Here is a 26,998-nt window from a genome sequence, read left to right as displayed (position 1 = left end):
GGCCGGTTACAGTCGGGCCATGAAATTCGGATTGCAGCTGGGGTACTGGTCGGCCTCCCCGCCGGACAATGCGGCTGAACTGGTGGCCGCCGCCGAAGAGGGTGGATTCGATGCCGTCTTCACGGCCGAGGCCTGGGGTTCCGACGCGTACACCCCGCTGGCCTGGTGGGGATCGGACACCAGCCGTATCCGGTTGGGCACCTCGGTCATTCAGCTTTCGGCACGAACGCCGACGGCGTGCGCCATGGCGGCCCTGACTCTGGATCACCTCTCCGGTGGCCGCCACATCCTTGGGCTGGGCGTATCGGGACCCCAGGTGGTCGAGGGCTGGTACGGGCAGCCATTCCCCAAACCCCTGGCTCGCACTCGTGAGTACATCGACATCATCAGGCAGGTGCTGGCCCGTGAGGCGCCCGTGCGCAGCGCCGGCCCGCACTATCCGCTGCCGCTGACCGGGGACAAGGCCACCGGGCTTGGCAAGCCTCTCAAGCCGATCGTGCACCCGCTGCGCTCCGACATCCCGATCTTCCTCGGGGCCGAGGGGCCGAAGAACGTCGCGCTGACCGCTGAGATCGCCGACGGCTGGCTGCCCATGTTCTACGCTCCGCGGCTCGCCGACATGTACAACGAATGGCTCGACGAGGGTTTCGCGCGTCCCGGCGCCCGGCGCAGCCGTGCGGATTTCGAGATTGCGGCCACCGCGCAGGTCATCGTCACCGACGATCGCCGTTCGGTGCTTGATCAGCTGAAGCCGTTTTCCGCCTTGTACATCGGCGGCATGGGCGCGGTCGAACTGAACTTCCACGCCGAGGTGTATCGGCGCATGGGTTACGGCGAGGTGGTCGATGAGGTCACCGAGCTGTTCCGCACCAATCGCAAGGACAAAGCGGCCGAAGCGATTCCGGACGAGCTGGTGCTCGACACCACGATCGTCGGAACGGAGGCGGAGGTGCGTGAGCAGATCAGGGCGTGGGAGGCCGCAGGGGTCACCATGCTGGTGGTCGGCTGCCGCAGCGTCGAGCACGTCAAGCAACTGTCGGCGCTGACGTAACAGCTCTAGCGCTGAACCTCGCGGAAGTCGAGCATCGCGTTGACGGTGTCGACGGCCTCGTTCAGCGCGGTGACCCGCGTCGCCAGAGTCGGTGCGGCCAGTACGGCATGCCGGTCGGCCTGACCCATCGGCACGCGAGATGCTAATGCGTACAACCGCTTTTCAGCACCACTCGGTAGTCCAGTGGCGATTGACCAGCGGCGGGGGAGCCGGACCTGCTGTGCGGTTGCGACCCGGCGCAGCAGGTTCTCGATACGTGCCTGCACCTCATTGATGGCGCTCAACGGCAGTACCCGTTCATCGAGTTCATCGGGCCAGGGTTCGGTTTCGGCGCGCGGATACGGATCGTCATCGAGCCACTGGGTGATTCGTATCCGATGTGCGCCCTCGCAGCGCAACGCGAAGCGCTCTGCCCCGAGTGACTCGCAGTCGAGGACCCGGGCGGCGGTTCCTATGTCATGCCGGATGTCTCCACCACCGACCTCCCGGCCGCGGGCGATCAGAACGACACCGAAGGTGTGGTCGGCAGCCATGACGTCGCGGACCAGGGCGACATAGCGCGGCTCGAAGATGCGCAGCGGCAGCGGCTCGCCGGGCAGCAGTACCGACTGCAGCGGGAACATGGGCGTCACCCGCCCACACTATGCGTGGTGTCTTACGTCCCGGTGAAGTTGGGGGCGCGCTTCTCGGCGAAGGCGCGTGGGCCCTCTTTGGCGTCGTTACTGGTGAAGACGCCGATGCCCACCTTGGTATCGGCCTTGAACGCCTCGTTCTCGTGCAGGCCCTCCGAATCGCGGATGGTCTTGAGCACGGCCTGCACGGCGACGGGTCCGTTCGCCGCGATCATCGCTGCCAGCTCCAGGGCCTTCTCCAGTGCCTGCCCATCGGGCACCACATGCCCGATGAGTCCGATTTCCTTGGCCTCGGGAGCCTTGATGTGCCGTCCGGTCAGCAGAATGTCGGCGGCAACGGTGTACGGGATCTGGCGGGGGAGGCGCACTGCCGATCCACCCATCGGGTACAGGCTCCACTTCACCTCGGAGACACCGAATTTGGCGCTCTCTCCGGCGACGCGGATGTCCGTGGCCTGCAGAATCTCGGTGCCGCCGGCGATCGCGGGTCCCTCCACCGCGGCGATCAGCGGCTTGGTCAGGCGGCGGCCCTTGAGAAGCCCGGGGATGACCGAGGGGTCGTAGCTGCCGTCCGAGAACTGATCACCTGGGGCGCGCTTGTTCATGGCCTTGAGGTCGGCCCCCGCGCAGAAGTAGCCGCCGGCGCCGGTCAGGATGCAGACGCGAACCTCGGGATCGTTGTCGACGCGGTCCCAGGCCTGCGTCATGATCTCCAGCATTTCCCCGGAGAGGGCGTTACGCGCGTGCGGGCGGTTCATCGTCACGATCAACACATGGTCGCGTAACTCCACCAGAGCGTGGGGTGCGTCTTGCTCGGTCACTGTCTCAGTCATGGTCTTTCCTCCGTGTTTCCGTCCAAGAGGAACCCCTTCAGCGGGGCCGGGGCTTGTCTAAAAATGTAACACGTTCTAATTTATGGACATGGCCCTTAACATTGCCGACCTCATTGAGCATTCAGTCGACACTATGCCCGATCGTGTTGCCATCATTTCTGGCGATCGAAAGCTGACATATGCCGAGCTTGAAGAGCAGTCCAATCGGTTGGGGCACTACCTGCAGAGCCAGGGCGTGGGCCCTGGCGACAAGGTGGGCCTGTACTGCCGGAACGGTATCGAGATCGTCGTTGCGCTTACCGCCATCGTCAAGATCCGCGCGATCTCGGTCAACGTGAACTACCGGTACGTCGAAGCCGAGTTGCACTACCTGTTCGAGAACTCCGATATGGCGGCCCTCGTGCACGAGCGCCGCTACAGCGACAAGGTCGCCAACGTCCTGCCGAGCACGCCGAACGTCAAGACCGCGATCGTGGTGGAGGACGGAACAGACCTGGATTACTCGTCGTACGGCGGCGTCGCGTTCGCGGACGCTCTCGCCCAGGGGGCCCCGGAACGCGATTTCGAAGAGCGCAGCCCCGATGACATCTTCCTGATTTACACCGGAGGAACCACGGGCTTCCCCAAGGGCGTGATGTGGCGGCACGAGGACATCTACCGCTCGCTGTTCGGCGGCATCAACTACGTCACCGGCGAGTACATCGAAGGCGAATGGGATCTGGCCAAGCAGGGTGCTGAGGCGGCACCGTTCATCGGTTTCCCGATCCCGCCGATGATCCACGGTGCCACCCAGGCGGCGACCTTCATGGCCCTGTTCCAGGGCCGGACCACGGTGCTCGCACCTGAGTTCAACCCCGAAGAGGTGTGGGAACTCATCGAAAAGCACAAGATCAACATGCTGTTCTTCGCGGGCGATGCCATTGGCCGACCGCTCATCGACGCTCTGGATACCGAGACGGGCCGCGCACGCGATCTGTCCTCACTGTGGGTGCTGGCCAGTAGTGCCGCACTGTTCTCACAGACGGTCAAGGAGCGCTACCTGGAGCTGCTGCCCAACCGGGTGATCACCGATGCGATCGGCGCCTCCGAGACCGGCACCGGCGGCCTGTCCACCGTCACCAAGGGGCAGATGCACCCCGGTGGTCCGACTGTCAAAATCAGTTCCACCACAACGGTTCTCGATGAGGATGGCAATCCGATCGAGCCCGGTTCCGGGGTGCGCGGCCTGATCGCCAAGAGTGGCCACATTCCGGTCGGATACTTCAAGGACGAGAAGAAGACCGCCGAGACGTTCAAAACGTTCAACGGTGTGCGATATGCGATCCCGGGCGACTGGGCCACTGTCGAAGCCGACGGCACCGTCACGATGCTCGGACGCGGATCGGTGTCCATCAACACCGGCGGCGAGAAGGTGTTCCCCGAAGAGGTGGAGAGCGTTCTGAAGGGCCACCCCGCGGTGTTCGACGCGGTTGTGGTCGGGGTGCCCGACGAAAAGTGGGGCCAGCATGTGGGAGCCGTGATCGCGGTGCGCGACGGCGTGCCGCTTACCTTCGAGGATCTGGACAGCCACGCGCGCAAGGAGATCGCCGGATACAAGGTGCCGCGCAGCGTCTGGATCGTCGACACGGTCAAGCGCAACCCGGCGGGCAAGGCCGATTACCGCTGGGCCAAGGAGGTCTCGGAAACCGAGAAGGTAGACCTCGTGAACACCAAGCACGTCAACACGGGGGCCTGAGCCATGCATACCGATCTCTGCGAGCGGTTTGGAATCCGTTACCCGATATTCGGTTTCACACCATCGGAAAAGGTCGCCGCGGCCATCACTCGCGCGGGCGGCATGGGTGTGCTCGGTTGTGTCCGCTTCAACGATCCCGATGAGTTGGACGCGATCCTGAACTGGATGGACGAGAACACCGACGGCAAGCCATACGGTGTCGACATCGTGATGCCTGCCAAGGTGCCCACCGAGGGCACCGCGGTGGATATCGACAAGCTGATTCCGCAGGCGCACAAGGACTTCGTGGAAAAGACGCTTGCCGACCTAGGCGTGCCCCCACTGCCGGGTGAACGCGAGTCGGCCGGTGTGCTGGGCTGGCTGCATTCGGTGGCACGCTCGCATGTGGAGGTGGCGCTCAAGCATCCGATCAAACTGATCGCCAATGCACTCGGGTCTCCGCCGAAGGACGTGATCGACCAGGCGCATGAGCATGGCGTGCCGGTGGCAGCGTTGGCAGGTAAGGCCGAACATGCCAGGCGCCATGTCGAAAACGGCGTCGATATCGTGGTCGCCCAGGGCTATGAGGCCGGAGGACACACCGGTGATGTGGCATCCATGGTGCTGTGGCCGGAGATCGTGGACGCGCTTGACGGCAGCGCCCCGGTGCTGGCGGCCGGCGGCATCGGAAGCGGCAGGCAGGCCGCTGCGGCCCTGGCGCTGGGCGCCTCGGGCGTGTGGACCGGCTCGATCTGGCTGACGGCTGCCGAGTACGACCTGGGAACCGTCACCGCCGGTGGCGATTCGGTGGTGCAGCAGGCGCTGTTGAAGGCGACCTCCAGCGACACCGTGCGCACCCGCATCTACACCGGGAAACCCGCGCGGCTGCTGAAGACCAAGTGGACGCAGGCCTGGGACGCCGAGGACGCACCGACACCGCTGCCCATGCCGCTGCAGAACATTCTCGTCAGCGGGGCCCATGAGCGGATGAATCGTGCGCACGACCCGGAGACGGTCTGCTTCCCGGCGGGACAGATTGTCGGGCGGATGAATGAGATTCGGCCCACCGCGGCGATCGTGGCCGATCTGGTGGCAGGTTTCGAGAGCACGGTCGACAGGCTGAACCAGATCCGCGGCTAGCTTTTACCTGCCACTCACTCGGCGTCAGGGTTGCACGTAGGTGCCCCCAGCGAACCGCCACAGCGGGTCGCTGGTCTCCAACGCCTCGGCGGACAACTGTCGCTTGATCACCTTGAACGTCGCGGTACGTGGCAGAGTCTGACTCACCCTCACAAATGAGGGCCATTGTTTGGGGCCGAGATCCTCTTGGGCGGCAAGGAATCCGCCGAGTTCGGATGCCTTGAATCCGTTGCGTACCACCAGCGCCGCCATCACCCGGTCACCCACGGTGGGGTCGGGGATGCCGTAGACCGCCACCTCGGTGATATCCGGATGACGCAGTAGTACCCGCTCAATGGGGGCGGTGCCCAGGTTCTCGCCGTCGACGCGCAGCCAATCGCCCAGGCGCCCGGCGAAGTACACGTATCCGTCTTCGTCGGCGTAGGCGAGATCGCCGCTACGGTACTTGCCCTCGACCATGCGTTCGGCATCGGCCTCGGGGTTCTTGTAGTAGCCGGTGAATCGCCCGGGCCCGGTGATGTTCACCAGCTCACCGGTGGCCTGTGCGGCATTCACCAACTTGCCGCTGCCGTCGAAAATTGCCGGGGGACAGGGCTCTCCGGTCTCGATGTCCAGGATGCGGACCTCCGGCGTGAGTGGCCCGATGGCACCCGGGGGAGTGCCGGGTGCCCACCCCAGTGCGACGCCGCCCTCGGTCGATCCAAATCCGTCAATGACAAATGCGCCGAATCGTTGCGCGAATCGATCGGTGTCCCCGGCAGCGGCTTCATTGCCGTACATGATCTTCAGCGGGTTCTCGGCATCATCGGGCTGCTCGGGTGTCGCCAGCACGTACGACATGGGTTTGCCCACGTAGTTGGCGTATGTCGCTCCGTACGTGCGGACGTCCTCGATGAAGCCCGACGCGGAGAATTTGCGCCGCAGTGCAATCGACGCTCCCGCGGCGAGGGCAACCGACCAGCCCGCGAGCACCGCATTGGAATGGAACATCGGCATCGAGAGGTAGCAGACATCCGCGGTGCCGAGGCCGAAGCGTGTGGACAGCATGATTCCCGCAGAGGCAACCTTGGCGTGGGTGATCTGGACGGCCTTGGGGTCGCCGCTGGTACCCGAGGTGAAGATGAGCATGAACAGGTCATCCGGCCGCACCTCGGGAACATCCACCGCAGCCGCGGACTGTCCAGCGAGAGAATCGATATCGACGTAGTCGACCCCATCCAGCAGGGATGCGCTCGCGGAGTCGGTGAGTATCAACTGGCAGTCGGCCAAGTCGATATCTCGCTGCAGCGCCGTACCCCGCCGAGTGGGGTTGAGGCCCACCAAGACCAGGCCGCCGAGCGCGGCGGCGCCCAACAGATGGGAGAAGGCCGGGGTGTTTTCCAGCAGAACTCCGATATGAGGGGGCTTCGAGAGATCCAGACGTGCGCGCAATACTGATGCCAGGCGGCGACTTTCAGCCACATGATCTCGCCATGACGTGAATGAACCTTCGAAGTGCAGCCCCCGGTCCTCGACATCGGCCAGGTTCATCAGCAGCTGAGTGACCGTTGCGTCTTCCGGGGTGCTCACAACCAGATACTAGGCAGGCGTGTTGGCGAGCTCGCGCCCGATACGGCGCAGCTGCTCCGTCGCGCTGCCGGAGGCGAACTCGCCCCGCTTGGCGGCCAGGAAGTAGCGATGCACCGGGTGGTCTTCGTCGATGCCCACGCCGCCGTGCACGTGAACCGCGGTGTGCGCGACACGGTGACCGGCATCTGAGGCCCAGAACTTGGCCGTCGCGACATCGACATCGGCGGGTAGATCTTCCGAGACCCGCCATGCGGCCTGCCACAAGGTGAGGCGCAAGCCCTTGACGTCGATGTACCCGTCGGCCAGCCGCTGAGCGACCGCCTGGAAGCCGCCGATCGGCTTGCCGAACTGCTCACGGGTGCGTGCGTAGTCGGCAGTCAGCTCCAGCGCCCGCTCCAGCACTCCGAGTTGATAGGCACTGTGGCCCAAGGACTCCCGCAGCCGCAGCCACTCCACAACCTCCACGCCGCCGACCTTGCGGTCGGCCGGAACGGGAACCTCGGAGAGGATCAGCTCAGCGGAGCTGTCCTTACCGGTGGTGTGCAACGTTTCCTGGGTGACGCCGGCGTCGTCGGCCGCCACCAGAAATACCGCGGTGCCGGTCTCGGTCTCGGCAGACACCAGGTAGGCATCGGCCTCGACGCCGAACGGCACCAGGACACGATTACCGGTCAGGACATAGCCGGCGCCTTCGGTACGGGCGGCCACCGGTCCCTCGCCCGGCTCACCCTCGAGCGCAATGGTGAGGACCTTCTTGCCGGCGACAGCCGGTGCGGCCCAATCATTCTGCAGCGCCTCGGAACCGAACGCCGCAAGTGCACCCGCCGCGAGCACCACCGACTCCAGGTACGGGACGGCGCCCAATTCACGGCCCAGCTCGACGAGGATAGAGGACTGCTCGAGGACGCCGAACCCCCCACCGCCCACCGACTCGGGTGCCGCGGTGGACAGGATGTCGGCCTCGACGAGCTTGGTCCACAGCTGCCAGTCGAACCGGCTGTCCTGCTTGTCGAGTTCCTTCTGACGTTCCGGCGTGCTGATCGCCGACGCGATGGTGCGGGTCAGACCGGCGAGATCGGTCTGTGCCTCGGTAAGGGAGAAATCCATTGCAGTGCAGTCCCTTCTAGCGTGTCGCGGCAGGCTGGCCGAGGGCGGTCATCGCGATGATGTCGCGTTGAACCTCGTTGGTGCCGCCGCCGAATGTGAGGATCAAGCAGGCCCGGTGCATCCGCTCGACGCGGCCGCGCAGCTGCGCGCCGGGGGAGCCCTGACGCAGCGTTGCCGCCGTCCCCAGAACCTCCATGAGAAGACGGTAGGCCTCGGTGGCCAACTCGGTGCCGAAGACCTTCGTGGCGGAGGCGTCGGCGGGGGAGGGAGCGGCATCGGTGTTGGAGGCCAGCTCCCAGTTGATGAGCTTGAGGTACTCGACCTTGGCGTGCACGCGGGCCAGGTTCAGCTGAACCCATTCGGAATCGATGATCCGGCCGCCCGGGCCCTTGGTGTTCTGTGCCCACTCGCGTACCTCGCGCAGCGCCGTGATGATCGGCGCCGAGGAAACCAGGGCCACTCGCTCATGATTCAGCTGGTTGGTCACCAGCTTCCAGCCCGCGTTCTCCTCACCGACTCGGCTCGACACCGGAACACGCACATCCTGGTAATAGGTGGCGCTGGTGCCGGGCCCGGCCATGGTGCGGACCTTGGTGTACGAGAAGCCCTCGGCGATGGTGGGCACGATGAGCATGGAAATGCCGCGGTGCTTCTTCACCTCGGTGTTGGTACGCACCGCCAGCCAGATGTAGTCGGCGTACTCGATGAGGCTGGTCCACATCTTCTGGCCATTGATGACGTAGTCATCGCCGTCACGGACGGCCGAAGTACGCAGCGAAGCGAGGTCGGTACCGGCGCCCGGCTCGGAGTAGCCAATGGAGAAGTGCAGCTTGCCCGCGGCGATCTTGGGCAGGAAGAACTTCTTCTGCTCGTCGGAGCCGTAGTGCATGATCGTCGGCGCGACGCTGTTGATGGTCAGGAACGGCACCGGAGCACCGGCGATCGCTGCCTCGTCGGTGAAGATCAGCTGATCCATCACCGAACGGTCCTGGCCCCCGAACTCCTTGGGCCAGCCCAGGGCCAGCCAGCCATCGGCACCCATCTGCTCGACGGTCTCGCGGTAGACGTTGCCGGTGCCGTATTCACCCTGATTCGAGGCCAAGGCCTCGCGTCGCTCCGGGGTCAGCAGTTTGTCGAAGTACGCGCGTAGTTCGCGGCGCAGCTCTTCCTGCTCGGGCGTGTAGGCGATATGCATGTGTGTTCCTTCTGCTGCCCGTCGGCTGTCGTGAGCCCTCAGGTGTGACCCACGTTGACACAAGAGTTGTAACACGTTCTAGTCTAGGGAGTCCAGATGCGGCGCCACGGCACAAACTCAGCCCAGAGATCCTGGTGTTACCAGGGTTGTGTCGTGGGTCACGTGTCGTAGTCTGGCGATACAGCCCAAATAGACGATGACGTCGGCTCGCCGAGTCATACAGCGCCGGAAAGAGGTTTCCAATGCGTGTCGGTGTAGTTCCTGACCGTTGTGAAGGCAACTTGGTATGTCTCGGGATCGCTCCAGAGGTGTTCGACGTCGATGACGACGACTATGTCGTCATTCTGCAAGAGGAAGTACCGGCCGATCAGGAAGATCTGGTCGAGCAGGCGATTGCGGAGTGCCCGCGCGCCGCTTTGATTCGCAAAGACTAGAGGCATTCGTAAATCACCGGCCCGTCCGCACTCGGCGGCGCGGGGCCGGCGGGATGGGGGTGCGTCGCAAGCATGGGACTGAAGGGAAATTTGTATGAGCGCGATTGCTGATGCCGACCTGAGTGGCCGCGTCGCCATTGTCACCGGAGCCGCGGCGGGACTCGGCCGCGCCGAGGCGATCGGTCTGGCCCGATCCGGAGCGACAGTCATCGTCAACGACATCGCGCCCGCTCTGGAGCGCAGCGATGTGCTCGACGAGATCGCCGCTGTGGGATCCAAGGGTGTGACGGTCGCCGGTGACATCGGTGAGCGCGCGACCGCCGACGAGCTGATCTCCACCGCCGAATCGCTCGGTGGCCTGCATGTCGTGGTCAACAACGCGGGCATCACGCGCGACCGGATGCTCTTCAACATGTCGGATGAGGAGTTCGACGCCGTTATCCACGTGCACTTGCGCGGACACTTCCTGCTGACTCGCAACGCCGCCACCTACTGGCGTGGAGCGTCGAAGGTCGCGGGAGCCCCGGTGTACGGCCGCCTCATCAACACGTCGTCTGAAGCCGGCCTGCTGGGGCCGGAAGGGCAGGCCAACTACGGCGCCGCCAAGGCCGGTATCACCGCGCTGACGCTGTCGGCCGCGCGTGCCCTCGGACGCTACGGGGTGCGGGCCAATGCCATCGCCCCACGCGCCCGTACGGCGATGACCGCCGATGTCTTTGGTGACGCACCCGAGGACTCGATCGATCCACTTTCCCCCGAACACGTCGTGACTTTGGTGCGCTACCTGGCCTCGCCCGCGGCCGAGGCGGTGAACGGTCAGCTGTTCATCGTGTACGGACCCACCGTGACGTTGTTGGCAGCGCCTACAGTGGAAGCGAAGTTCACTGCGGAGTTGGATGCGTGGGATCCGCCGGCACTGAATTCGGCGCTGGCCGATTTCTTTGCTGGACATGACCCCAAGCGAACGTTCTCGGCGACCGCGCTGATGTCTGAAGGTTAACAAGCGTTACGGTACGGGGCACGGCCAAGATTAGAACCGGTTCTATTTATCGCACCAAAATCCCAGCATAAAGTGGACGTGGCGTGCGATTTGCCTGCCCGGACATGAATTGACACTAAGAATTTTTTCTCGTTAATATGATGCGCCTCACAGCGTGGTAGGTACACGTCGATCGTTAACCGGATCATAGGGGCGAGTCTTCGGCAGTACCGGGATGTGTGAGACAGGAGCAAAGGTTGAAGCAGCAGCTCGCGGCGCCGGCGCGCGCCGTCGGCGGCTTCGTCTCCATGTCGTTGGCCACGTTCCGTAACATGTTCCGCCGCCCGTTCCAGGGTCAGGAATTCCTGGATCAGACGTGGTTCATCGCGCGGGTCTCGTTGTTGCCGACGCTCTTGGTCGCCGTCCCGTTCACGGTCCTGGTCGCCTTCACGCTCAACATCCTGCTGCGCGAGATCGGTGCGGCCGACCTCTCCGGTGCAGCCACCGCCTTCGGCACCGTGACACAGCTCGGTCCGGTGGTGACGGTGCTCGTTGTCGCGGGCGCCGGCGCCACGGCGATCTGCGCCGACCTGGGTGCCCGCACCATCCGCGAGGAGATCGACGCGATGCAGGTGCTGGGCATCGATCCGATCCAGCGGCTCGTGGTACCGCGGGTGCTGGCGTCGACCTTCGTCGCGCTGCTGCTGAACGGCCTCGTATGCGCCATTGGCATGGTCGGCGGCTACGTGTTCTCGGTGTTCCTGCAGGGAGTTAACCCGGGCGCCTTCATCAACGGCCTGACGGTGCTGACCGGCCTGGGCGAGCTGATGATCTCGGAGATCAAGGCCTTCCTGTTCGGCATCTTCGCCGGCCTTGTTGGCTGTTATCGCGGGCTCACCGTCAAGGGCGGACCCAAGGGCGTCGGCGATGCGGTCAACGAGACCGTCGTCTACGCCTTCATTTGTTTGTTCGTCATCAACGTGGTCATGACGGCCATTGGCGTGCGGGTCCTGGTGAAGCACTAGTGACCGGACCGTATCTTTCGACGCACACCGTGACCTCCTATACCGTTCGGTATATGCGTGGTCTGGGACGCTCGTTCGACAAATTCGGCGAGCAGGCACTTTTCTACGCGCAGTCGCTGAGCTACATCCCCGCGGCGCTGACGAAATACCGCAAGGAAACCATCCGGGTGCTCGCAGAGATCACCATGGGCACCGGTGCGCTGGTGATGATCGGGGGCACGGTCGGCGTCGCCGTGTTCCTTACCCTGGCGTCCGGTGGCGTCATCGCGGTACAGGGCTACTCCTCGCTGGGCAATATCGGCATCGAGGCGCTCACCGGCTTCCTGTCTGCGTTCCTGAACGTGCGCATCATCGCTCCGGTGGTGGCGGGCATCGCGATGGCGGCGACGATCGGTGCCGGAACGACCGCCCAGCTCGGCGCCATGCGCGTCTCGGAGGAGATCGACGCCCTGGAAACGATGGCGGTCCACGCGGTTTCGTATCTGGTATCCACCCGTTTGGTGGCCGGGCTTATCGCCATCGTCCCGCTGTATTCGCTGTCGGTGCTGGCGGCGTTCTTCGCATCGCGCGCCACGACAGTGATGATCAACGGCCAGTCCCCGGGTGTGTACGACCACTACTTCAACACCTTCTTGGTGCCCACCGATCTGCTGTGGTCGTTTCTGCAGGCGATCGTCATGTCGGTGGTCGTGATGCTGGTGCACACCAGTTACGGATTCAATGCCTCCGGCGGCCCGGTGGGTGTGGGTGTCGCGGTCGGTCAGGCCGTACGCACCTCCCTCATCGTGGTTGTGCTTGTCACCCTGTTCATCTCACTTGCCGTCTACGGCGGGTCCGGCAACTTCAATCTCTCGGGCTAGGAACCACATGTCAGGAGACTCGTCGCGCCGGTCCGTCCGGCTAGCCGGCACGGTGCTCGCCGCCGTGTTGGTGGCGCTGACTGTGTTGACCTACCTGGCGTACAACGACGCCTTCTCCGACACCAAGCCCATCACTGTCGTCTCGCCCCGCGCGGGCCTGGTGATGGAAGAGGGCGGCAAGGTCAAGTTCCACGGACTGCAGATTGGCAAGGTCAAGTCGATCTCCTATGCCAACGAACAGGCCAAGTTGGAGCTCGCGGTCAATGCCAAAGATCTGCGGCTGATTCCGTCCAATGCCACGGTGCGTATCGCGGGTACCACCATCTTTGGTGCGAAGTCGGTGGAATTTCTTGCCCCGCAACAGCCGTCGAGCTCGCCGCTGCGAGCGGGGGCGACGGTAACCGCCGAGGCGGTGGCCCTGGAAGTCAACACGGTGTTCGAGAACCTGACGCGACTGCTCGGAAAGATCGATCCGGTCAATCTCAACGCCACCCTGACCGCCGTCGGTGAAGGGTTGCGCGGCAACGGAGACAATTTCGGGCAGGGTCTCGTCGAGCTCGATCAATACCTGGATCAACTGAATCCCAAACTTCCTGCCCTGCAACAGGATTTTCAGAAGGCTGGTCAGGTAGGGCAGATCTATGGCGATGCCGCTCCGGATATCGTGCGCATCCTCGACAATCTGCCGACACTGAGCCGCACTATCGTGGATCAACAGCAGGATCTCAAGGCCACACTGCTTGCGGCAATTGGACTGGGTAACAACGGATACGAAACCCTGGCTCCGGCCGAGAAGGACCTCACCGCGGCGCTGCAACGACTGCGCGCCCCCATCACGCTGCTCGGTAGATACTCGCCGGAGATTCCCTGCACGCTGCAGGCGATCTCCAAGGCATTGGTGACCTTCACCCCGCTCATCGGCGGTGTGCGGCCCGGTCTATTCCTGAGCAACAGCTTTCCGCTCGGCGCACCGGTCTATACCTATCCGGATAGCCTGCCCATCGTGAACGGCTCCGGTGGCCCCAATTGCCGTGGCCTCCCGAATATTCCCACCAAGGCGCAAAACGGGTCGTGGTACCGATCGCCCTTCCTGGTGACCGATAACGCGTATATCCCGTACAAGCCGTTGGAGGAGCTGCAAGTCAACGCTCCTGACACTCTGCAGTACCTCTACAACGGTGCCTTCGCGAAGCGAAGTGAGTTCTGATGCTGCGCGGTACACAGATCAAGGTCATCGTCTTCACCGTGGTGATGCTGCTGGTGGCGGCGGGACTGATCATCACCTTCGGTGAGTTCCGATTCGGTTCCGGCAAGCGGTACCACGCGATCTTCACCACGGCATCCGACTTGCGGTCCGGTCAGAAGGTCCGCATCGCCGGCGTGCCGGTCGGTCGCGTCAAGGACGTCTCGCTCAATCCGGACAACACGGTCGAGGTCACCTTCGACGTCGACTCCAAGTACCAGCTCTACAGCTCCAGCCGGGCGATTGTCAGGTACGAGAACCTGGTCGGTGACCGGTATCTGGAGATCTCGTCGGGCCCCGGAGAGCTGCGTAAGCTGCCCGACGGAGGAACGCTGGATAAGGAGCACACCCAGCCCGCTCTCGATCTGGATGCACTGCTTGGCGGACTTCGGCCCGTGCTCAAGGGATTCGACGCCGCGAAGGTCAACGAGATCAGCAACGCGTTCATTCAGATTCTGCAGGGGCAAGGGGGAACGCTCTCCCAATTGCTCGGCGATACATCCTCGTTCACCTCGGGATTGGCCGAACGCGATCAGCTGATCGGCGATGTGATCAATCACCTCAACGACGTGCTCGGCACCGTTGACTCGAAGAGCAGCCAATTCTCATCGAGCGTCGATCAGCTACAGCAGCTCGTCTCGGGGCTGGCGCAACAGCGCGATGTGGTCGCCGGAGCGCTGCCGCCACTCGCCTCAACGGCCTCATCGCTGGAGCCCGTGCTCAAGGACACTCGCCCGTACATCAAGGGCACCATCGAACAGACGCGCCAACTGGCAACCCGGATGGATGAGCGTAAGGCCGATATCAACGTCGTCGTGGAGAACCTGGCGGAGAACTACCTGCGGCTCAACGCTCTTGGCGCCTACGGATCGTTCTTCAACATCTATTACTGCTCCATCCGGATCAAGGTCAATGGACCCGTCGGAACCGACTGGCTGATCCCGTTTGGTGGACCACCCGACCCATCGAAGGGCAGGTGTGCCTTCAAAAATGAGTGACTTACAGGAGAAAGATCCGGTACGCACCGGAATCTTCGGCATCGCCGTGGTGGCGATGCTGGTGCTGGTCGCGTTCGGCTATACGGGTCTTCCGTTCTGGCCGCAGGGCAGGCAGTACACCGGATTCTTCGCGGACTCCGGTGGCCTGGAGCCGGGCGGTAACGTCTTCGTCTCGGGTATCAAGGTGGGTCAGGTCAAGGATGTGTCCTTGGCGGGCAACACGGTTCGCGTGGACTTCACCGTGGATCGCTCGATCCGTCTGGGTGACCAGTCGCTGGCCGCCATCAGGACCACTACCGTGTTGGGTGAGAAATCGCTATCGGTGACACCGGCGGGAGCTGGCCGCATCACCGAGATTCCGTTGGGCCGCACCAGAACTCCGTACACGCTCAACAGTGCGCTGAGCGACCTGGGCGCGTCGGCGGGCGGGATCGACAAGGCGCAACTCGACCAGTCGCTGCAAGTCATCACGGATGCGATGCGTGACGCCACCCCGCAGCTGCGCGGTGCCCTAGACGGAGTCGCCTCGCTCTCACGCACGCTGAATGACCGTGATGCCGCCCTCGAGCAGCTGTTGAACCGTGCCAAGTCGGTGAGTGGGATTCTCTCCGAGCGTGCCGGGCAGGTGAACAAGCTTGTCACCGATGGCAATCAGCTATTCGCCGCGCTCGACGAGCGGCGTCTGGCCATCAGCGAGCTGATCAATCGTGTGCAGGGACTCTCACAGCAGCTCAGTGGATTCGTGGCCGACAACCGCCAAGAGTTCCGGCCCACCATGGAGAAACTGAATGTCGTGCTCGATGACCTCTTGGACCGTAAGGCGCATATCAGTGAGGCGCTCAAGCGTCTGCCCGGATACGGCACCGCTCTCGGCGAGGTTGTGTCCTCGGGGCCGGGCTTCCACGTCAACGTCTACGGCTTCCCGCCCGCGACACTGACCGCCGTCATGTTCGACACCTACTTCCAGCCCGGCAAGCTGCCCGCCAGCCTCTCGGACTACCTGAATGGTCTGATCGGCGAACGCCAAGTCATGAGGCCGAAATCGCCATGACAACACAGCCGAACCGTTTTACACCCTGGATCCGGAAGAGCGCCTACGCGATGCTCGCCGTGACACTCGTGGGTGGCTTGCTGTATTGGGTGTGGCCCAGCCGCGGAACCTACAAGATCGTCGGGCATTTCGCGTCGGCCGTCGGGTTGTATCCGGGTGATGACGTTCGGATTCTCGGTGTGAAGGCCGGCCATATCAGCGCCGTCGAGCCGCGCGAGGGTGACGTGAAGGTCACCATGGAGCTCCCGGACAAGTTCAAAGTGCCCGAGGGCGCGCAAGCGATCATCATGGCCCCAAATCTGGTGACCGCCAGGTTTGTTCAGCTGACCCCGGCCTACACCGAGGGACAAGCTCTCGCCGACGGTGCCTCGTTGGGTCTGGACAAGACCGCCGTCCCGATCGAATGGGATGAGGTCAAGACCGAGCTCGCCAAGCTCAGCGACAGCCTGGGTCCACAGGGTGAATCCAAGGGCCCGGTAAGCGATTTCATCAACCAGGCGGCAAGTACTTTCGACGGTAACGGTGATTCGTTCCGGAACGCGGTGCGAGAGCTTTCACAGGCGGCCGGGCGGCTCGGCGACTCGCGCACGGACCTATTCGGCACCATCAAGAACCTGCAGGTGCTGGTGGACGCGTTGGCGAACTCCAACGAGCAGATAGTGCAGTTCAGCACCCATTTGGCCTCGGTGTCGAAGGTCCTGGCAGCTAGCACCGAGAACCTCGGCGCCACCCTGGGAGCACTCAATCAGGCACTCACCGATGTGCGAAGTTTCCTGGGAGACACCAACTCTGCGCTCATTGATTCGGTGAACAAGCTGAGCGACTTTGTGAAGATCTTCTCCGACCAGAGCGACGACGTCGAACAGATCCTGCATGTCGCACCCAACGGTCTGGCCAACTTTTACAACATCTACAACCCGGCGGCAGGCACGTTGAACGGCATGCTCTCGATTCCGAACTTGGCCAACCCGGTGCAGTTCATCTGTGGTGGTGTGTTCGAAACCGGTACCAAGACCGAGTATTTGAAGCGGGCTGAGATCTGCCGCGAACGCATGGGGCCCGTGTTGCGCCGCGCGACCTTCAACTACGCCCCGATACTGCTACACCCGATCAACCAGATTTCGGCGTACAAGGGACAGATCATCTACGACACTCCCGAGACGGAGGCGAAATCCGAGGCACCTCGCGAGGACCTGGTGTGGGTCCGGCCCAATGGCGCACCGCCGCCGCCGAAGCCGTCGCCGCAGGACCTCAGTGCGTTGATGCTCGGGCCCGAGGAGATCAACGCCCCGCCACCCCCGGGCACGGAGCTGCGCCCTGCCGAGCCGGGTCCGGTGCCGCCGGGCTTCCCCGCCGCTGCGGACGAGCCAGCGCCCCCCGCTACTGCGGGAGGACCGCGATGAGTCGGAACATACTGCGCGGGATGGCGATCGGTGTCGGTGTCGCCGTCGTGACGAGTGGATGTCAGTTCAATGGGCTCAACTCGCTGAACCTGCCGGGGACGGCGGGCCATGGCTCACGGTCCTACACGATCACCGTCGAGCTGCCCGATGTCACCACGCTGCCGCAAAACTCTCCGGTCATGGTGGACGATGTGACCGTGGGCAGTGTGTCGGGTATCGACGCGTTCCAAAAGCCAGATGGTTCTTGGTATGCCGGAGTCAAGGTGTCGCTGGGTCCGGAGGTGCGGCTGCCGGCTAACGCCGTCGCGAAGGTCGCCCAGACCAGCCTGCTCGGCTCACAGCACATCGAGCTGGCCGCACCCACCGGGGAACCCGCGGTGGGCCGGTTGGCCGGCGGAGACACCATCCCGCTGAGCCGGACCGGAAAATACCCCAGCACCGAAGAGGTGTTGTCTGCGCTATCTGTGGTGGTCAACAAGGGCAATCTCGGTGCGATACAAGACATTACCGACGAGACCTACAACTTGTTCAAGGGACGCACCGGAAACCTGACCCAGGTGTTGCCCAAGCTCGCCACGCTGATCTCGTCGCTGAACTCTCAGCGGAACGACATCATCTCGGCCATCGAGGGCATCGACAAGTTTTCGCGGGTTCTGGCCGAGCACAAGGAAAGCCTTGGGCGCGCCATCGATTCGATCGAACCTGCGCTGAAGGTGCTCAACGAGAATCGCGCCAACATCATCGAGGCGTTCCGATCGGTGGGGAACCTCGCGAAGATCACCGACCGGGTGCTGCGGACCACCAAGGAAGACATCGTCGCCGATCTCAAGGGGTTGTACCCGGTGGTTCGGGCACTGGCAGAAAACCGTGACGTTTTGATCGACAGCCTTGATCTCCTGCCGACATTCCCGTTCAGCACCAAGTACCTGCGGAACGCGGTGCGTGGGGACTACCTGAACGTCTTCGTGACGTTTGATCTGACCGCGCGGCGCATAGGTGAAACGCTCTTCACCACATCGTTCTTCGATCCGAACATGCAGCACTTCAACGACGTGGTGAATCCGCCGGAATGGCTCATCGGTTCCATGGCCAACCTGAACGGCAAGGAGACCAGCCCGTTCAGTCTGCCCGCGTCGGCCGCACCGGCCGCCCCGCAGGGAGGTGGTCGCTGATGGAAAAGCTGATCAAGATACAGCTGGCGATCTTCGCGGCAGTCACGGTGATCAGCGTGGCGCTGATGGCGATCTTCTACCTGCGGGTGCCCACGGCGCTCGGCATCGGAAACCATGATGTGAAAGCACAGTTCGTTGCCACGGGTGGTCTGTACCAGAACGCGAACGTCACCTATCGCGGTGTGCAGATCGGCCGTGTCACCGATGTCGAGCTGACTCCCGAGGGCGTCACCGCCAGAATGCGGCTCAACGACAACGTGAAGGTGCCGGGCAATGTGCGGGCCGTCGTCAAGAGTGTGTCCGCCATCGGCGAGCAGTACGTAGATCTGGTGCCGCCACCGACGGGGGCCGCCGGGAGCCTGCGGCAAGGCGATGTCATCGGTACCGATCGCACCTCGATCCCCACCGACGTCTCCACTCTGCTGCGCCAGGCAGACAGCCTCGTGAACACCATTGCCGACACCCGGCTGCGGGAGGTGCTGGCCGAGGCGTTCAAGGCATTCAACGGATCCGGTCAGGAACTTTCCCGGCTGATCGACTCGTCGCGGCTGCTGATCCAAGAGGCCAACGCCAATTACGACAGCACCACCAAGCTGATCGATCAGGTGGGGCCGCTGCTGGACGCCCAGATTCGCAGTGGCGACAACATCCGCGGATCCGTCTCCAGTCTGGCGGCACTGACGGAACATTTCGCCAAGGCCGATCCGCAGCTGCGCCAGTTCCTCACGGTGGCTCCGGGCGCCGCTGGGGAAGCCTCCGAACTGTTCGCGGGCATCCGCCCGTCGTTCCCGGTGCTCGCCGCGAGCCTGGCCAATCTGGGTCGTGTCGGCGTCATCTACAACAAGTCGATTGAGCAGTCGTTGGTGATTCTGCCGGCGCTGTTCTCGGCGTTGTTGACGGTCGCCGGTGGTGCGCCGATGGACGAGGGCGCGAAGTTGGACTTCCGGCTTAACCTGGGCGACCCGCCGCCGTGCCTGACCGGTTTCGTGCCGGCGCCGCTGATGCGCACCCCTGCCGACGAGACCCTGCGCGAGCTACCCAGCGACATGTACTGCAAGACGGCTCAGAACGATCCGAGCGCGGTGCGCGGTGCGCGCAACTACCCGTGCCAGGAGTTCCCCGGTAAGCGGGCGCCGACCATTCAGCTGTGCCGCGATCCGCGCGGATATGTACCGATTGGCAGCAACCCGTGGCGCGGCCCGCCTGCTCCGTACGGCACCCCGGTGGAGGACCCGCGGAACATTCTGCCGCCCAACAAATTCCCGAACATACCGCCGGGCGTCGAGCCGGATCCGGGTACTCCGACGCTGCCCCCGCCTCCTCCACCGGCGCCGGAAGCGCCCCCGGCCGGTGGGGATGTGATGCCGGTGGCGGCGAAATCGGAGCCGATGGCGGCACGTGCCTACGATCCGAAGAATGGTGTGTTTCTTGATGCCAACAATCAGCCGAGCATCTATGCGCCCGCGTTGGATCGTGGTAGCGAGGCGGAGACATGGGCGGATCTGATGTTGGGGCCGAAGCCGGTATGACAGAAGAAGACACGACGACCCCGTCATCGCAGCCCGAGGCTGTTCGCGCGGGCGGCTCGGCACAGACAACGCGGCGCCGGGCGGCCCGGCCGGCCGGGCCGACCAGTGAGATCGGTGCCGAGACCATCAGTGTGTCCTTGGGCCGCACCGAGGTTCGGTCGAAGCCCGAGCCTTCCGTTGCGGACTCTCGCCGACTAGGAAACACGCGCGCTGTGGCGTGGGCGGCGGCCGTACTGGCGGTAGTGCTCATCGGCGCGCTGGGGTTGGCGCTGGCGCTCATGGGGCGTGCGCAACACCAGGACGACCTGCGGGCCGCGCGCGATCAGCGCTTCGTCGACACCGCCGTGCAGACGGTGACGAACATGATGACCTATAGCCAGGACAGCATCGACAAGAACGTCGACCAGTTCGTCAACAGCACCAGCGGACCGCTGCGGGGCACGTTCAACCCGGACAACACCGCCAATCTCAAAGCGCTGTACCACCAAACCGGGACCAGCTCCGAGGTGGTGATCAAGAAGGCGAGCCTGGAGAGCGTCGACGAAGTAAGTAAGAAGGCATCGATACTCATCTCCGCGCGTGTGACGCTGACCAACGCCGACTCCGGGGTCAACGAGCCCTCCAAGTCGTACCGCATGCGGATGATCGTCGCCGAGGATCAGCAAGGAAACATGACAGCGTATGACCTGCGTTGGCCGGACGGGCAGAGCTGATGCGCTGGTTGACAAGAACTTTCGTTGCGGCTGTGGTGCTGGCAGTGATCGGTTTGTCCGCCGTGGCCGGCGGCATGTACTGGCACAGGGTTGACACGGTTGCCAGTAGGGCCGCGGGTGAGACACTGATCAAGCAGGCCGGTAAGCAGGTGGGAAGCATCTTCGGATACGACTACCAGACCGTCGAGCGCAGCCTCGACGAGCAGTACGCGGGGTTGACCCCCGAGTACCGCCGTGAGTTCGAAGACAAGGCGAACAGGGAGATCGTCCCGCAGGCCAAGCAGCGCAAGATCGTCAGCCAGACCAGTGTCGTGGGCACCGGGATCATTGCCGCGCATAGAGATTCGGCACAAGTGGTGGTGTACATGAATCGCACCATCACCGACCAGTCGCGCACCCCGGTGTACGACTCATCATCGATTCAGGTGGACTACACGCGCTCCGGCGACAAATGGTTGATCTCCTACATCACGCCGCTTTAGAGGGGTTCGCCGCCCAACACCGCGGGCTGCTCCGGTGCGATCGAATCACCGGTGGCTGGTGTCGCTAGCGCTTCCAGGAAGGCGCGCGCCCACCGATCCACGTCATGAACGAGCACCTGACGGCGCAGTGCCCGCATCCGGCGCCGCCCTTCCTCGGGAGTCTGGTTGAGCGCCGACTCGATACCGTCCTTCACGCCATCGATATCGTGCGGATTGACCAGATAAGATTGACGCAATTCTGCTGCGGCTCCGGTGAATTCGGAGAGCACCAGCGAACCGCCCAGATCGCTGCGGCACGCGACGTACTCCTTGGCCACCAGGTTCATGCCGTCGCGCAACGGTGTCACCAACATGACATCGGCGGCGACGAAGAAGGCGATGAGGTCCTCGCGGGGCACCGGGCGGTGTAGGTAATGCACCACCGCGTGTCCGACCTCGCCGAATTCGCCGTTGATGTGGCCCACCTGCTGTTCCACGTCGCCACGCATCTTCTTGTAGCTGTCGACGCGTTCGCGACTGGGCGTAGCGAGCTGGATGAAGACGGTGTCGCTGCTGCTGGCGCGGCCCTCGGCGAGTAGTTCCTCGTACGCGCGCAGCCGGATGTCGATGCCCTTGGTGTAGTCGAGCCTGTCGACGCCCAGCAGGATCTTGCGTGGTCCGCCGAGCTCGGCGCGAATCTCCTTGGCGCGCTGGCGAATCTGCTTGCTGCGGGACACACTGTCGAGCTGTGTTGAATCGATGGAGATGGGGAAGGCGCCCACCTTCACGGTGCGGAAGCCCACCCGGATCTCACCGAACCGTGAGCGCACGCCGATCGATGCCCGAGATGTACTGGCACCCACCAACCTTCGCGCCAGGTACATGAAGTTCTGTGCGCCGCCGGCCAGGTGGAATCCGATGAGGTCGGCGCCCAGCAGGCCGTCCACGATTTCGGTACGCCACGGCATCTGCATGAACAGCTCCACAGGCGGGAACGGAATGTGCAGGAAGAAGCCGATCGTGAGATCCGGCCGCAGCATGCGCAGCATCTTGGGTACCAACTGCAGTTGGTAGTCCTGGACCCATACCGTCGCGCCTTCGGCGGCGACCGCTGCCGTTGCCTCTGCGAACTTACGATTCACGTCGACATATGCCTGCCACCACTCGCGGTGGTATTCCGGCTTGACGATCACATCGTGATACAGCGGCCACAAGGTGGCGTTGGAGAAGCCCTCGTAGTACTCGGCGACCTCCTCGGTAGAGAGGCGGACCGAGTACAGCACCATGTCATCCTCGGAGACCGGGGCGACGTCGACATCGGGAACTCCGGGCCAGCCCACCCAGGCGCCGCGACGCTTACGCAGCAGCGGCTCCATCGCGGTGACGAGCCCGCCAGGGCTGCGTTTCCACGTCGTGGAGCCGTCGGGCAGCTTCACCAGGTCGATTGGGAGGCGGTTGGCGACGACGACGAAGTCGGACCTGCCGGCGACAGCCTCTACCGGTGATCGGTCATCCGATGGAGGCACCATGTGTGTTTCTCAGGACCAATCGCGAGGAGACGTATCGAGTTACGCGTCGACCTTGGTTGGCCCGATACCCAGCATCGCGAGCAGCATGCGGCACTCGTCGGCATCGTTCGCGTAGGCGGCGACGACGCGCTGCGCCTGGTGGGCAGTCTCGTCGGCCAGCGGCTCGATGTCGTCGATCGCGGCTGGTTCGGTCTTGGCTGGCATTCACCCATTCTAGGCGACGCGGTGCCGAGTGCTCACATGAGGAATGCCCACACCCCCGGGTGGGGTTGCTCCACGCATGGCGAGCACCCCAGGAGATCCGGGTCAGTTCGGTCCTCATGCTCCCGGGTACGCGTGGAAGGCCGCCGCCGACGTCGCGCCGATCGAACTCTTCCCCGGGGTGACGATTCAACCGCTCTGGGAGGGTGAGAACGGCGCGAAAGCCCTGATTACGACCATTGCGCCGGGAGCGGTGTGGGCTGGCGAAGATCACCACCGGCCCGGGCCAGAGGAGGTGTACGTCGTTTCCGGGGTGCTCAATGACGGAGTCAATGACTATCCGGCGGGCACCTTCCTGCATGCACCTGCGCAGTCCTGGCACATTCCCCAGTCCGAGCAGGGTTGCGTGCTTTTTCTGTTCTATCCCGAGGGCTGATGTTTGACTTGGAGCCGTGCGGAACCCGGGGGTTTTGATCTGGCTGATTTGTCTGGCGATCCCCGGAGCCTGCTCCGCGCCGCCGGGGGTGCACCCTAAGCCCGTGACGCTCGATATCGCCCATAACTATGGTGACGCTTTCGCTGATGGCAGGCTGCCCGTCGGGGACGGAAAGATCGTGACAGCTGGCCCACGTCCCGGGTACGTGTTCGCGTGCCCGCGGTACGCGCACAGCTTCGGGCCGGCCGTCGGTGCACAAGTCCGTGGCCCGTGGTTCTCCGAAGACGGCAGGTGGTACTACCCGGCGAGGAAGGCGCATGTCCAGGGGCATGTGCAACACGACGGCGCGTTCGCCGAAACGACATCCGGGGCCGCCCGGGTGATCAAGACCAACGACCTGCCCCGAAACCACACCACCGGGCGATTCCCGATCGCGACCGATGACACCGCGTATCAGTACGACCGCAACCCGAACGCCATCGCCGCGCAAGAGCTGACGTATGTGCTGGCCTCTGAGCCCACCTATGGCCCGCCGCAGTGCATCGGCCACGAGGTGGGCGTGATGCTGTCGGGTGTGGTGTTGTTCAGCGCCCTTGACGCGGCGGGGCGCGATGCGGGGGCGTGGGAGGTGCAGGACGACTGTTCAGGGCATCCGGAGGTGACGGGCAGCTACCACTACCACACGCCCAGCCCGTGTCTGGCGAAGGCGCATGTCGCTGAGGTCGTCGGCTACGCGCTTGACGGATTTCCCATCACCGGGGCAGGCGTGGGAGACGGAAACAGCCTCGCCACCAACGATCTCGACGAATGTCATGGCATCACGAGCACCGTGAATCTGGACGGCAGGGACGTTGACACTTATCACTACGTGATGACTCAGGACTACCCGTACTCGGTGAGCTGCTTTAGGGGACGTCCCACCACAGTGCAGGGCAGGGCACAGCCGCCGGGGCGGTAATGCCTGCAGGCGCTGTCACGCCGCATTGCTCCCTGCGTGGCCGCCGTCGGAATTCGAGTGGTCAGCCGACGTGGAGTGGTCACTGGGGTTGGCGGATCCAGCGCCACTGGTGTTTCCGGCGTCGCCCGTTCCCTTGGTGGTACTAGTGTCGGTGCCGCCACCGGTGGTGGTGCGGGGTGCCTTGCTGATGCCCAGACCGGGAATCGATTTGAGGCTGTCTCTGATCGACGGAAGTTTCGCGGTCTTCGGTGTCGTCCCGGGCTGTGGCGCGGGAAGTTTGGGTAGCCGCAGGGTGGGCTTCGTGGTGTCCTTGACGGAGGTCAATGTGGGCTTCTCGTCCGGCTTTGCTTCCGGCGTGAGCTGGGGTTTGGCCGCCGGCTTTGCTTCGGTCACCTGGGCGGGGGCGGAGCTCACGATTTCCGGTGTCGCTGGATTTGTGGCGCTGACCGCGATGGCGGTGGGATCGGGGATCCTGGCGGGTGCCGGCGGAGTGGTCGGCCCGGGTGTGGTGAGGGTGAGGACTGCTTCCTTGGGAGCCTCCGGTGCTGGCGGTGTGGCCTTCGTGGGATCGGCCTGGGAGGCGGGGGAATTGGCGGGTTTGTCGGCCGGTGCGGGTTGCTTCGGCGTCGCACCGGGCAGTCCGCTCTGGACGTTCTCGGCGCCTTCCTCGATGGCGCCGGGGAGCTTTTTGAATGCCTCGATGATGTTCTTCGGCGGGGTGAAGAAGCTGAACGGTTTTACAGTGCCCGGGCTGGTTTCGCGGTCATAGGCCATGTCGATGAAGAGCCGAAGCGTGGGTTCGATCGCATCGAGTACGAAGGACGCTCCTATCGGGTTAGTGAGGTCGCGCAGCGGTTGCAGCAGCGGGAGATGTTCGGCACGAACCAGGTAGTAGGTGGTGCTGCCGACCTGTGTCTTGATCACTTTGTCGGGATCGTCGAGCGAAGCGGGATCGACTTCGTCGTAGTACTTGTCGGGATGCGCATACTGAAGCGCTGCAATCGAATTCGCGAGTGCGAGTGGATTGAAGTAGGCGGGGAAGTCTCCGTAGGTGTCGTACTCGGTGTTGATCACCGTCGACGCGAATGGTCCGGGTTCCAGGGCGCCGTCGGACTCGATGTCGACAAGCGGAACCTTGAGCCAAGGGAATCGGGCGAAGATTCCGCCATTCGGGGTATTGGCGCTGCCCAGGAACACAAAATCTATGTCGGCGTCGGGGTTGCTCGCTGCGAGCTGTCGATACGACTTGTTGGCCGCCACCGCACCCAGCGAGTAGGCGACGACGGTGACATGTCCGGCAGGGGCTTGATCGATCGCCGCGTTGAGGTTGGCGCTGCCTTCGGTTACTGATGTCTTGAAGGTGGGTGCGGTGATACCGCTGACCGGCCAGACGGCGCCCGGATACGACACTGGTTTGTAGATGTCAGACCCTGTGACGAACTTATGGCCGATCTTGGCGGGGATATTGGCACTGGCGCCGTCGTTGTTGCCGCCGACTCCGATGACATAAGACACGAGCGTTGAGGCGATGGTTCGTGACTCCATCGCGACCGGTGCCAGGACTGTGCATGTTGCCGCTACCGCGGCAGCGGTGGCTATCGAGCGCTTGAGCGAGCGACGTTTCCCCAAAACCGAATGCTGCGCAGCCATCAGGACCCCTCCCGTGCGTTCGGCGCCGATGCCGAATGCAGTGGCATGAGAGTAATTTGGGCAAAGCAATTCTGCCAATGGCTGAACCGGCCAAATCGGCCGATGTCCGAACATTGACTACTGCATATGTAGTCCCTGTTCAGCGGCCAATTTTGGCGCGGATTCATACCCAAATTAACTGGAGGGCCCCAGGGCGGCAGAGAGGGTTCCCGCAAATTCTGTGAGACTTCAGCCGAGCATCGTCGCGTACCCGTCATTGAGGCTTTGCCAGTCATGCGTCATGGCATCAAGGCCGACGACTCGGCCCCGTGGAGTCCCCTCGACCGCGAGGGTGAGGGTGTCGAGGCAGATGTGCCAACCGCCGGCATTTCCCGAGGCGTTGCCGCGATCGGACATCGAATGCTCGAGGGTCAACCGGCATCCATTCTCGGTGGGTTCGATTCGCCAACGCAGGGTGTCATCTGGACCCCAGCGATGGATCAGCTCGCGGGGTGGGTCGACGGCGAGCACCTCGCCGTCGAGCACGGGATCAGCGGCGGTCTCCTGAACCCGGGCCGCTCCCACGGAATCGAGGCGGCGATCCGGTATGGCGGGCGACCACTGGCGCAATTTGTCGGGGTCGATAAGCCATTGCCACACAGTCTCGGGGGAGTGGCTCACGTCGCGGGACATGGTGAGGACCCATCTGCCCTCGTGGTCATCACACGGTGCGAGGGTTGCGGCCAGGGGATTAGTCACGGTTGTCCTCTTTCTTGTTGTCCTGGGTGCCGGAGTCGTTGTCGATGAGGAATGTCAGGCGATCGAACGCGCTTGCCCACGTGCGGTGATACGGGGTCACCCAGGCCAGCACGGCGGGTAGGGGGTCGTCGGCTAGGTGATAGACCCGCCGTTTTCCGGCGACTTCCACCCGAACCGTGCCGGCGTCGCGCAGGACGCCGAGATGTTTGGACACCAGGGACTGGGAAAGATCGAGCCGTTCGATCAATGTCGTGACATCGGCTGAGCCCTCGCGCAGGGTGTCGATGATCCGGCGGCGGGTGGGATCGGCGATCACCATGAAGGCGTCCATGAATTAATATCACCATACGATCATATGAATGTCAAGGAATGTATGC

General features: G+C 63.6%; 26 protein-coding genes and 1 pseudogene. 17 read left to right on the top strand and 10 right to left on the bottom strand.

What is annotated here, in order from left to right:
- The first annotated feature begins 19 nt into the window (after window positions 1–19).
- On the top strand, window positions 20–1,051 hold the full coding sequence (locus tag B4394_RS07225; RefSeq protein ID WP_078314632.1) for an LLM class F420-dependent oxidoreductase: 1,032 nt from the start codon (window positions 20–22) through the stop codon (window positions 1,049–1,051).
- A 5-nt stretch (window positions 1,052–1,056) separates the two neighbouring features.
- Here the strand turns inward: B4394_RS07225 and B4394_RS07220 are convergent, their stop codons facing one another.
- Window positions 1,057–1,674 (bottom strand): LON peptidase substrate-binding domain-containing protein, encoded by a 618-nt coding sequence (locus B4394_RS07220; protein ID WP_078314587.1) that lies wholly within the window; start codon window positions 1,672–1,674, stop codon window positions 1,057–1,059.
- Window positions 1,675–1,706: 32 nt separating this feature from the next.
- Window positions 1,707–2,516 (bottom strand): crotonase/enoyl-CoA hydratase family protein, encoded by an 810-nt coding sequence (locus B4394_RS07215; protein ID WP_078290246.1) that lies wholly within the window; start codon window positions 2,514–2,516, stop codon window positions 1,707–1,709.
- Window positions 2,517–2,598: 82 nt separating this feature from the next.
- On the opposite strand from B4394_RS07215, the gene B4394_RS07210 reads away from it, so the two are divergent.
- Together B4394_RS07210 and B4394_RS07205 are read left to right on the top strand one after the other, a co-directional pair.
- Window positions 2,599–4,251 (top strand): acyl-CoA synthetase, encoded by a 1,653-nt coding sequence (locus B4394_RS07210; protein ID WP_078307901.1) that lies wholly within the window; start codon window positions 2,599–2,601, stop codon window positions 4,249–4,251.
- Between the two features lie 3 nt (window positions 4,252–4,254).
- Window positions 4,255–5,370: an NAD(P)H-dependent flavin oxidoreductase gene (locus B4394_RS07205; RefSeq protein ID WP_078307902.1), complete on the top strand. Its 1,116-nt coding sequence runs from the start codon at window positions 4,255–4,257 to the stop codon at window positions 5,368–5,370.
- Window positions 5,371–5,394: 24 nt separating this feature from the next.
- Here the strand turns inward: B4394_RS07205 and B4394_RS07200 are convergent, their stop codons facing one another.
- Genes B4394_RS07200 through B4394_RS07190 form a run of 3 tightly spaced genes read right to left on the bottom strand, consistent with a single transcriptional unit; the run spans window position 5,395 to window position 9,241 of the window.
- Window positions 5,395–6,939, bottom strand: coding sequence for a long-chain-fatty-acid--CoA ligase (locus B4394_RS07200; protein ID WP_078314586.1), 1,545 nt, complete (start codon window positions 6,937–6,939; stop codon window positions 5,395–5,397).
- A gap of 9 nt (window positions 6,940–6,948) precedes the next feature.
- Entirely contained in the window at window positions 6,949–8,046 is a 1,098-nt protein-coding gene (locus tag B4394_RS07195) for an acyl-CoA dehydrogenase family protein (RefSeq protein ID WP_078307906.1), read from the bottom strand.
- A 16-nt stretch (window positions 8,047–8,062) separates the two neighbouring features.
- Entirely contained in the window at window positions 8,063–9,241 is a 1,179-nt protein-coding gene (locus B4394_RS07190; protein ID WP_078314585.1) for an acyl-CoA dehydrogenase family protein, read from the bottom strand.
- 242 nt (window positions 9,242–9,483) lie between these two features.
- Here B4394_RS07190 and B4394_RS07185 point away from each other — a divergent pair, with 242 nt between their 5' ends.
- The 12 genes from B4394_RS07185 to B4394_RS07130 all read left to right on the top strand — a co-directional run bounded on the left by B4394_RS07185 (window position 9,484) and on the right by B4394_RS07130 (window position 21,130).
- Complete coding sequence (locus tag B4394_RS07185) at window positions 9,484–9,675, top strand: ferredoxin (protein ID WP_005062259.1); 192 nt, start codon at window positions 9,484–9,486, stop codon at window positions 9,673–9,675.
- A gap of 94 nt (window positions 9,676–9,769) precedes the next feature.
- Entirely contained in the window at window positions 9,770–10,675 is a 906-nt protein-coding gene (locus B4394_RS07180; protein ID WP_078314584.1) for a 3-oxoacyl-ACP reductase, read from the top strand.
- 236 nt (window positions 10,676–10,911) lie between these two features.
- Window positions 10,912–11,679, top strand: coding sequence for an MlaE family ABC transporter permease (locus B4394_RS07175; protein ID WP_078290254.1), 768 nt, complete (start codon window positions 10,912–10,914; stop codon window positions 11,677–11,679).
- A 53-nt stretch (window positions 11,680–11,732) separates the two neighbouring features.
- Window positions 11,733–12,539: an MlaE family ABC transporter permease gene (locus tag B4394_RS07170; RefSeq protein ID WP_078290273.1), complete on the top strand. Its 807-nt coding sequence runs from the start codon at window positions 11,733–11,735 to the stop codon at window positions 12,537–12,539.
- Window positions 12,540–12,546: 7 nt separating this feature from the next.
- Window positions 12,547–13,746, top strand: a complete 1,200-nt coding sequence (locus B4394_RS07165; RefSeq protein ID WP_078307912.1) for an MCE family protein — start codon at window positions 12,547–12,549, stop codon at window positions 13,744–13,746.
- On the top strand, window positions 13,746–14,780 hold the full coding sequence (locus B4394_RS07160; RefSeq protein ID WP_078314583.1) for an MCE family protein: 1,035 nt from the start codon (window positions 13,746–13,748) through the stop codon (window positions 14,778–14,780). The genes B4394_RS07165 and B4394_RS07160 overlap by 1 nt, the downstream gene beginning before the upstream one ends.
- Complete coding sequence (locus tag B4394_RS07155) at window positions 14,773–15,831, top strand: MCE family protein (protein WP_078307915.1); 1,059 nt, start codon at window positions 14,773–14,775, stop codon at window positions 15,829–15,831. Before B4394_RS07160 ends, B4394_RS07155 begins: the two co-directional genes overlap by 8 nt.
- The gene (locus B4394_RS07150; protein WP_078314582.1) at window positions 15,828–17,234 is read left to right on the top strand and encodes an MCE family protein; all 1,407 of its coding nucleotides are present in this window, start codon (window positions 15,828–15,830) and stop codon (window positions 17,232–17,234) included. The genes B4394_RS07155 and B4394_RS07150 overlap by 4 nt, the downstream gene beginning before the upstream one ends.
- The gene (locus tag B4394_RS07145; protein ID WP_078314581.1) at window positions 17,231–18,406 is read left to right on the top strand and encodes an MCE family protein; all 1,176 of its coding nucleotides are present in this window, start codon (window positions 17,231–17,233) and stop codon (window positions 18,404–18,406) included. Before B4394_RS07150 ends, B4394_RS07145 begins: the two co-directional genes overlap by 4 nt.
- On the top strand, window positions 18,406–19,935 hold the full coding sequence (locus tag B4394_RS07140) for an MCE family protein (RefSeq protein WP_078314580.1): 1,530 nt from the start codon (window positions 18,406–18,408) through the stop codon (window positions 19,933–19,935). Before B4394_RS07145 ends, B4394_RS07140 begins: the two co-directional genes overlap by 1 nt.
- The gene (locus B4394_RS07135) at window positions 19,932–20,648 is read left to right on the top strand and encodes an Rv1363c family protein (protein ID WP_078314579.1); all 717 of its coding nucleotides are present in this window, start codon (window positions 19,932–19,934) and stop codon (window positions 20,646–20,648) included. Before B4394_RS07140 ends, B4394_RS07135 begins: the two co-directional genes overlap by 4 nt.
- A complete protein-coding gene (locus tag B4394_RS07130) occupies window positions 20,627–21,130 on the top strand; it encodes an Rv1363c family protein (protein WP_078314578.1) in 504 nt (167 codons plus the stop codon). Before B4394_RS07135 ends, B4394_RS07130 begins: the two co-directional genes overlap by 22 nt.
- Here B4394_RS07130 and B4394_RS07125 read toward each other — a convergent pair.
- Window positions 21,127–22,638 (bottom strand): alpha,alpha-trehalose-phosphate synthase (UDP-forming), encoded by a 1,512-nt coding sequence (locus B4394_RS07125; protein WP_078307929.1) that lies wholly within the window; start codon window positions 22,636–22,638, stop codon window positions 21,127–21,129. The genes B4394_RS07130 and B4394_RS07125 overlap by 4 nt on opposite strands.
- 39 nt (window positions 22,639–22,677) lie before the next feature.
- Window positions 22,678–22,842: a hypothetical protein gene (locus B4394_RS25050; RefSeq protein WP_109555886.1), complete on the bottom strand. Its 165-nt coding sequence runs from the start codon at window positions 22,840–22,842 to the stop codon at window positions 22,678–22,680.
- Window positions 22,843–22,918: 76 nt separating this feature from the next.
- Here B4394_RS25050 and B4394_RS07120 point away from each other — a divergent pair, with 76 nt between their 5' ends.
- Window positions 22,919–23,275, top strand: a complete 357-nt coding sequence (locus B4394_RS07120) for a cupin domain-containing protein (protein ID WP_078307931.1) — start codon at window positions 22,919–22,921, stop codon at window positions 23,273–23,275.
- A gap of 16 nt (window positions 23,276–23,291) precedes the next feature.
- The gene (locus B4394_RS07115) at window positions 23,292–24,233 is read left to right on the top strand and encodes a YHYH protein (protein WP_078314577.1); all 942 of its coding nucleotides are present in this window, start codon (window positions 23,292–23,294) and stop codon (window positions 24,231–24,233) included.
- Between the two features lie 90 nt (window positions 24,234–24,323).
- Here the strand turns inward: B4394_RS07115 and B4394_RS07110 are convergent.
- The 3 genes and pseudogenes from B4394_RS07110 to B4394_RS07100 form a co-directional block, all read right to left on the bottom strand.
- Window positions 24,324–25,883: pseudogene (locus B4394_RS07110) on the bottom strand (PE-PPE domain-containing protein); the annotation flags it as partial.
- A gap of 228 nt (window positions 25,884–26,111) precedes the next feature.
- Window positions 26,112–26,555 (bottom strand): SRPBCC family protein, encoded by a 444-nt coding sequence (locus B4394_RS07105; RefSeq protein WP_078314575.1) that lies wholly within the window; start codon window positions 26,553–26,555, stop codon window positions 26,112–26,114.
- A gap of 58 nt (window positions 26,556–26,613) precedes the next feature.
- Complete coding sequence (locus B4394_RS07100; RefSeq protein ID WP_078307938.1) at window positions 26,614–26,952, bottom strand: ArsR/SmtB family transcription factor; 339 nt, start codon at window positions 26,950–26,952, stop codon at window positions 26,614–26,616.
- Window positions 26,953–26,998: the final 46 nt, after the last annotated feature.

It is taken from the genome of Mycobacterium sp. D16Q16 (genome assembly GCF_002013745.1).
Lineage (GTDB): Bacteria > Actinomycetota > Actinomycetes > Mycobacteriales > Mycobacteriaceae > Mycobacterium.
This window is presented reverse-complemented; position numbering and strand designations above follow the sequence as displayed.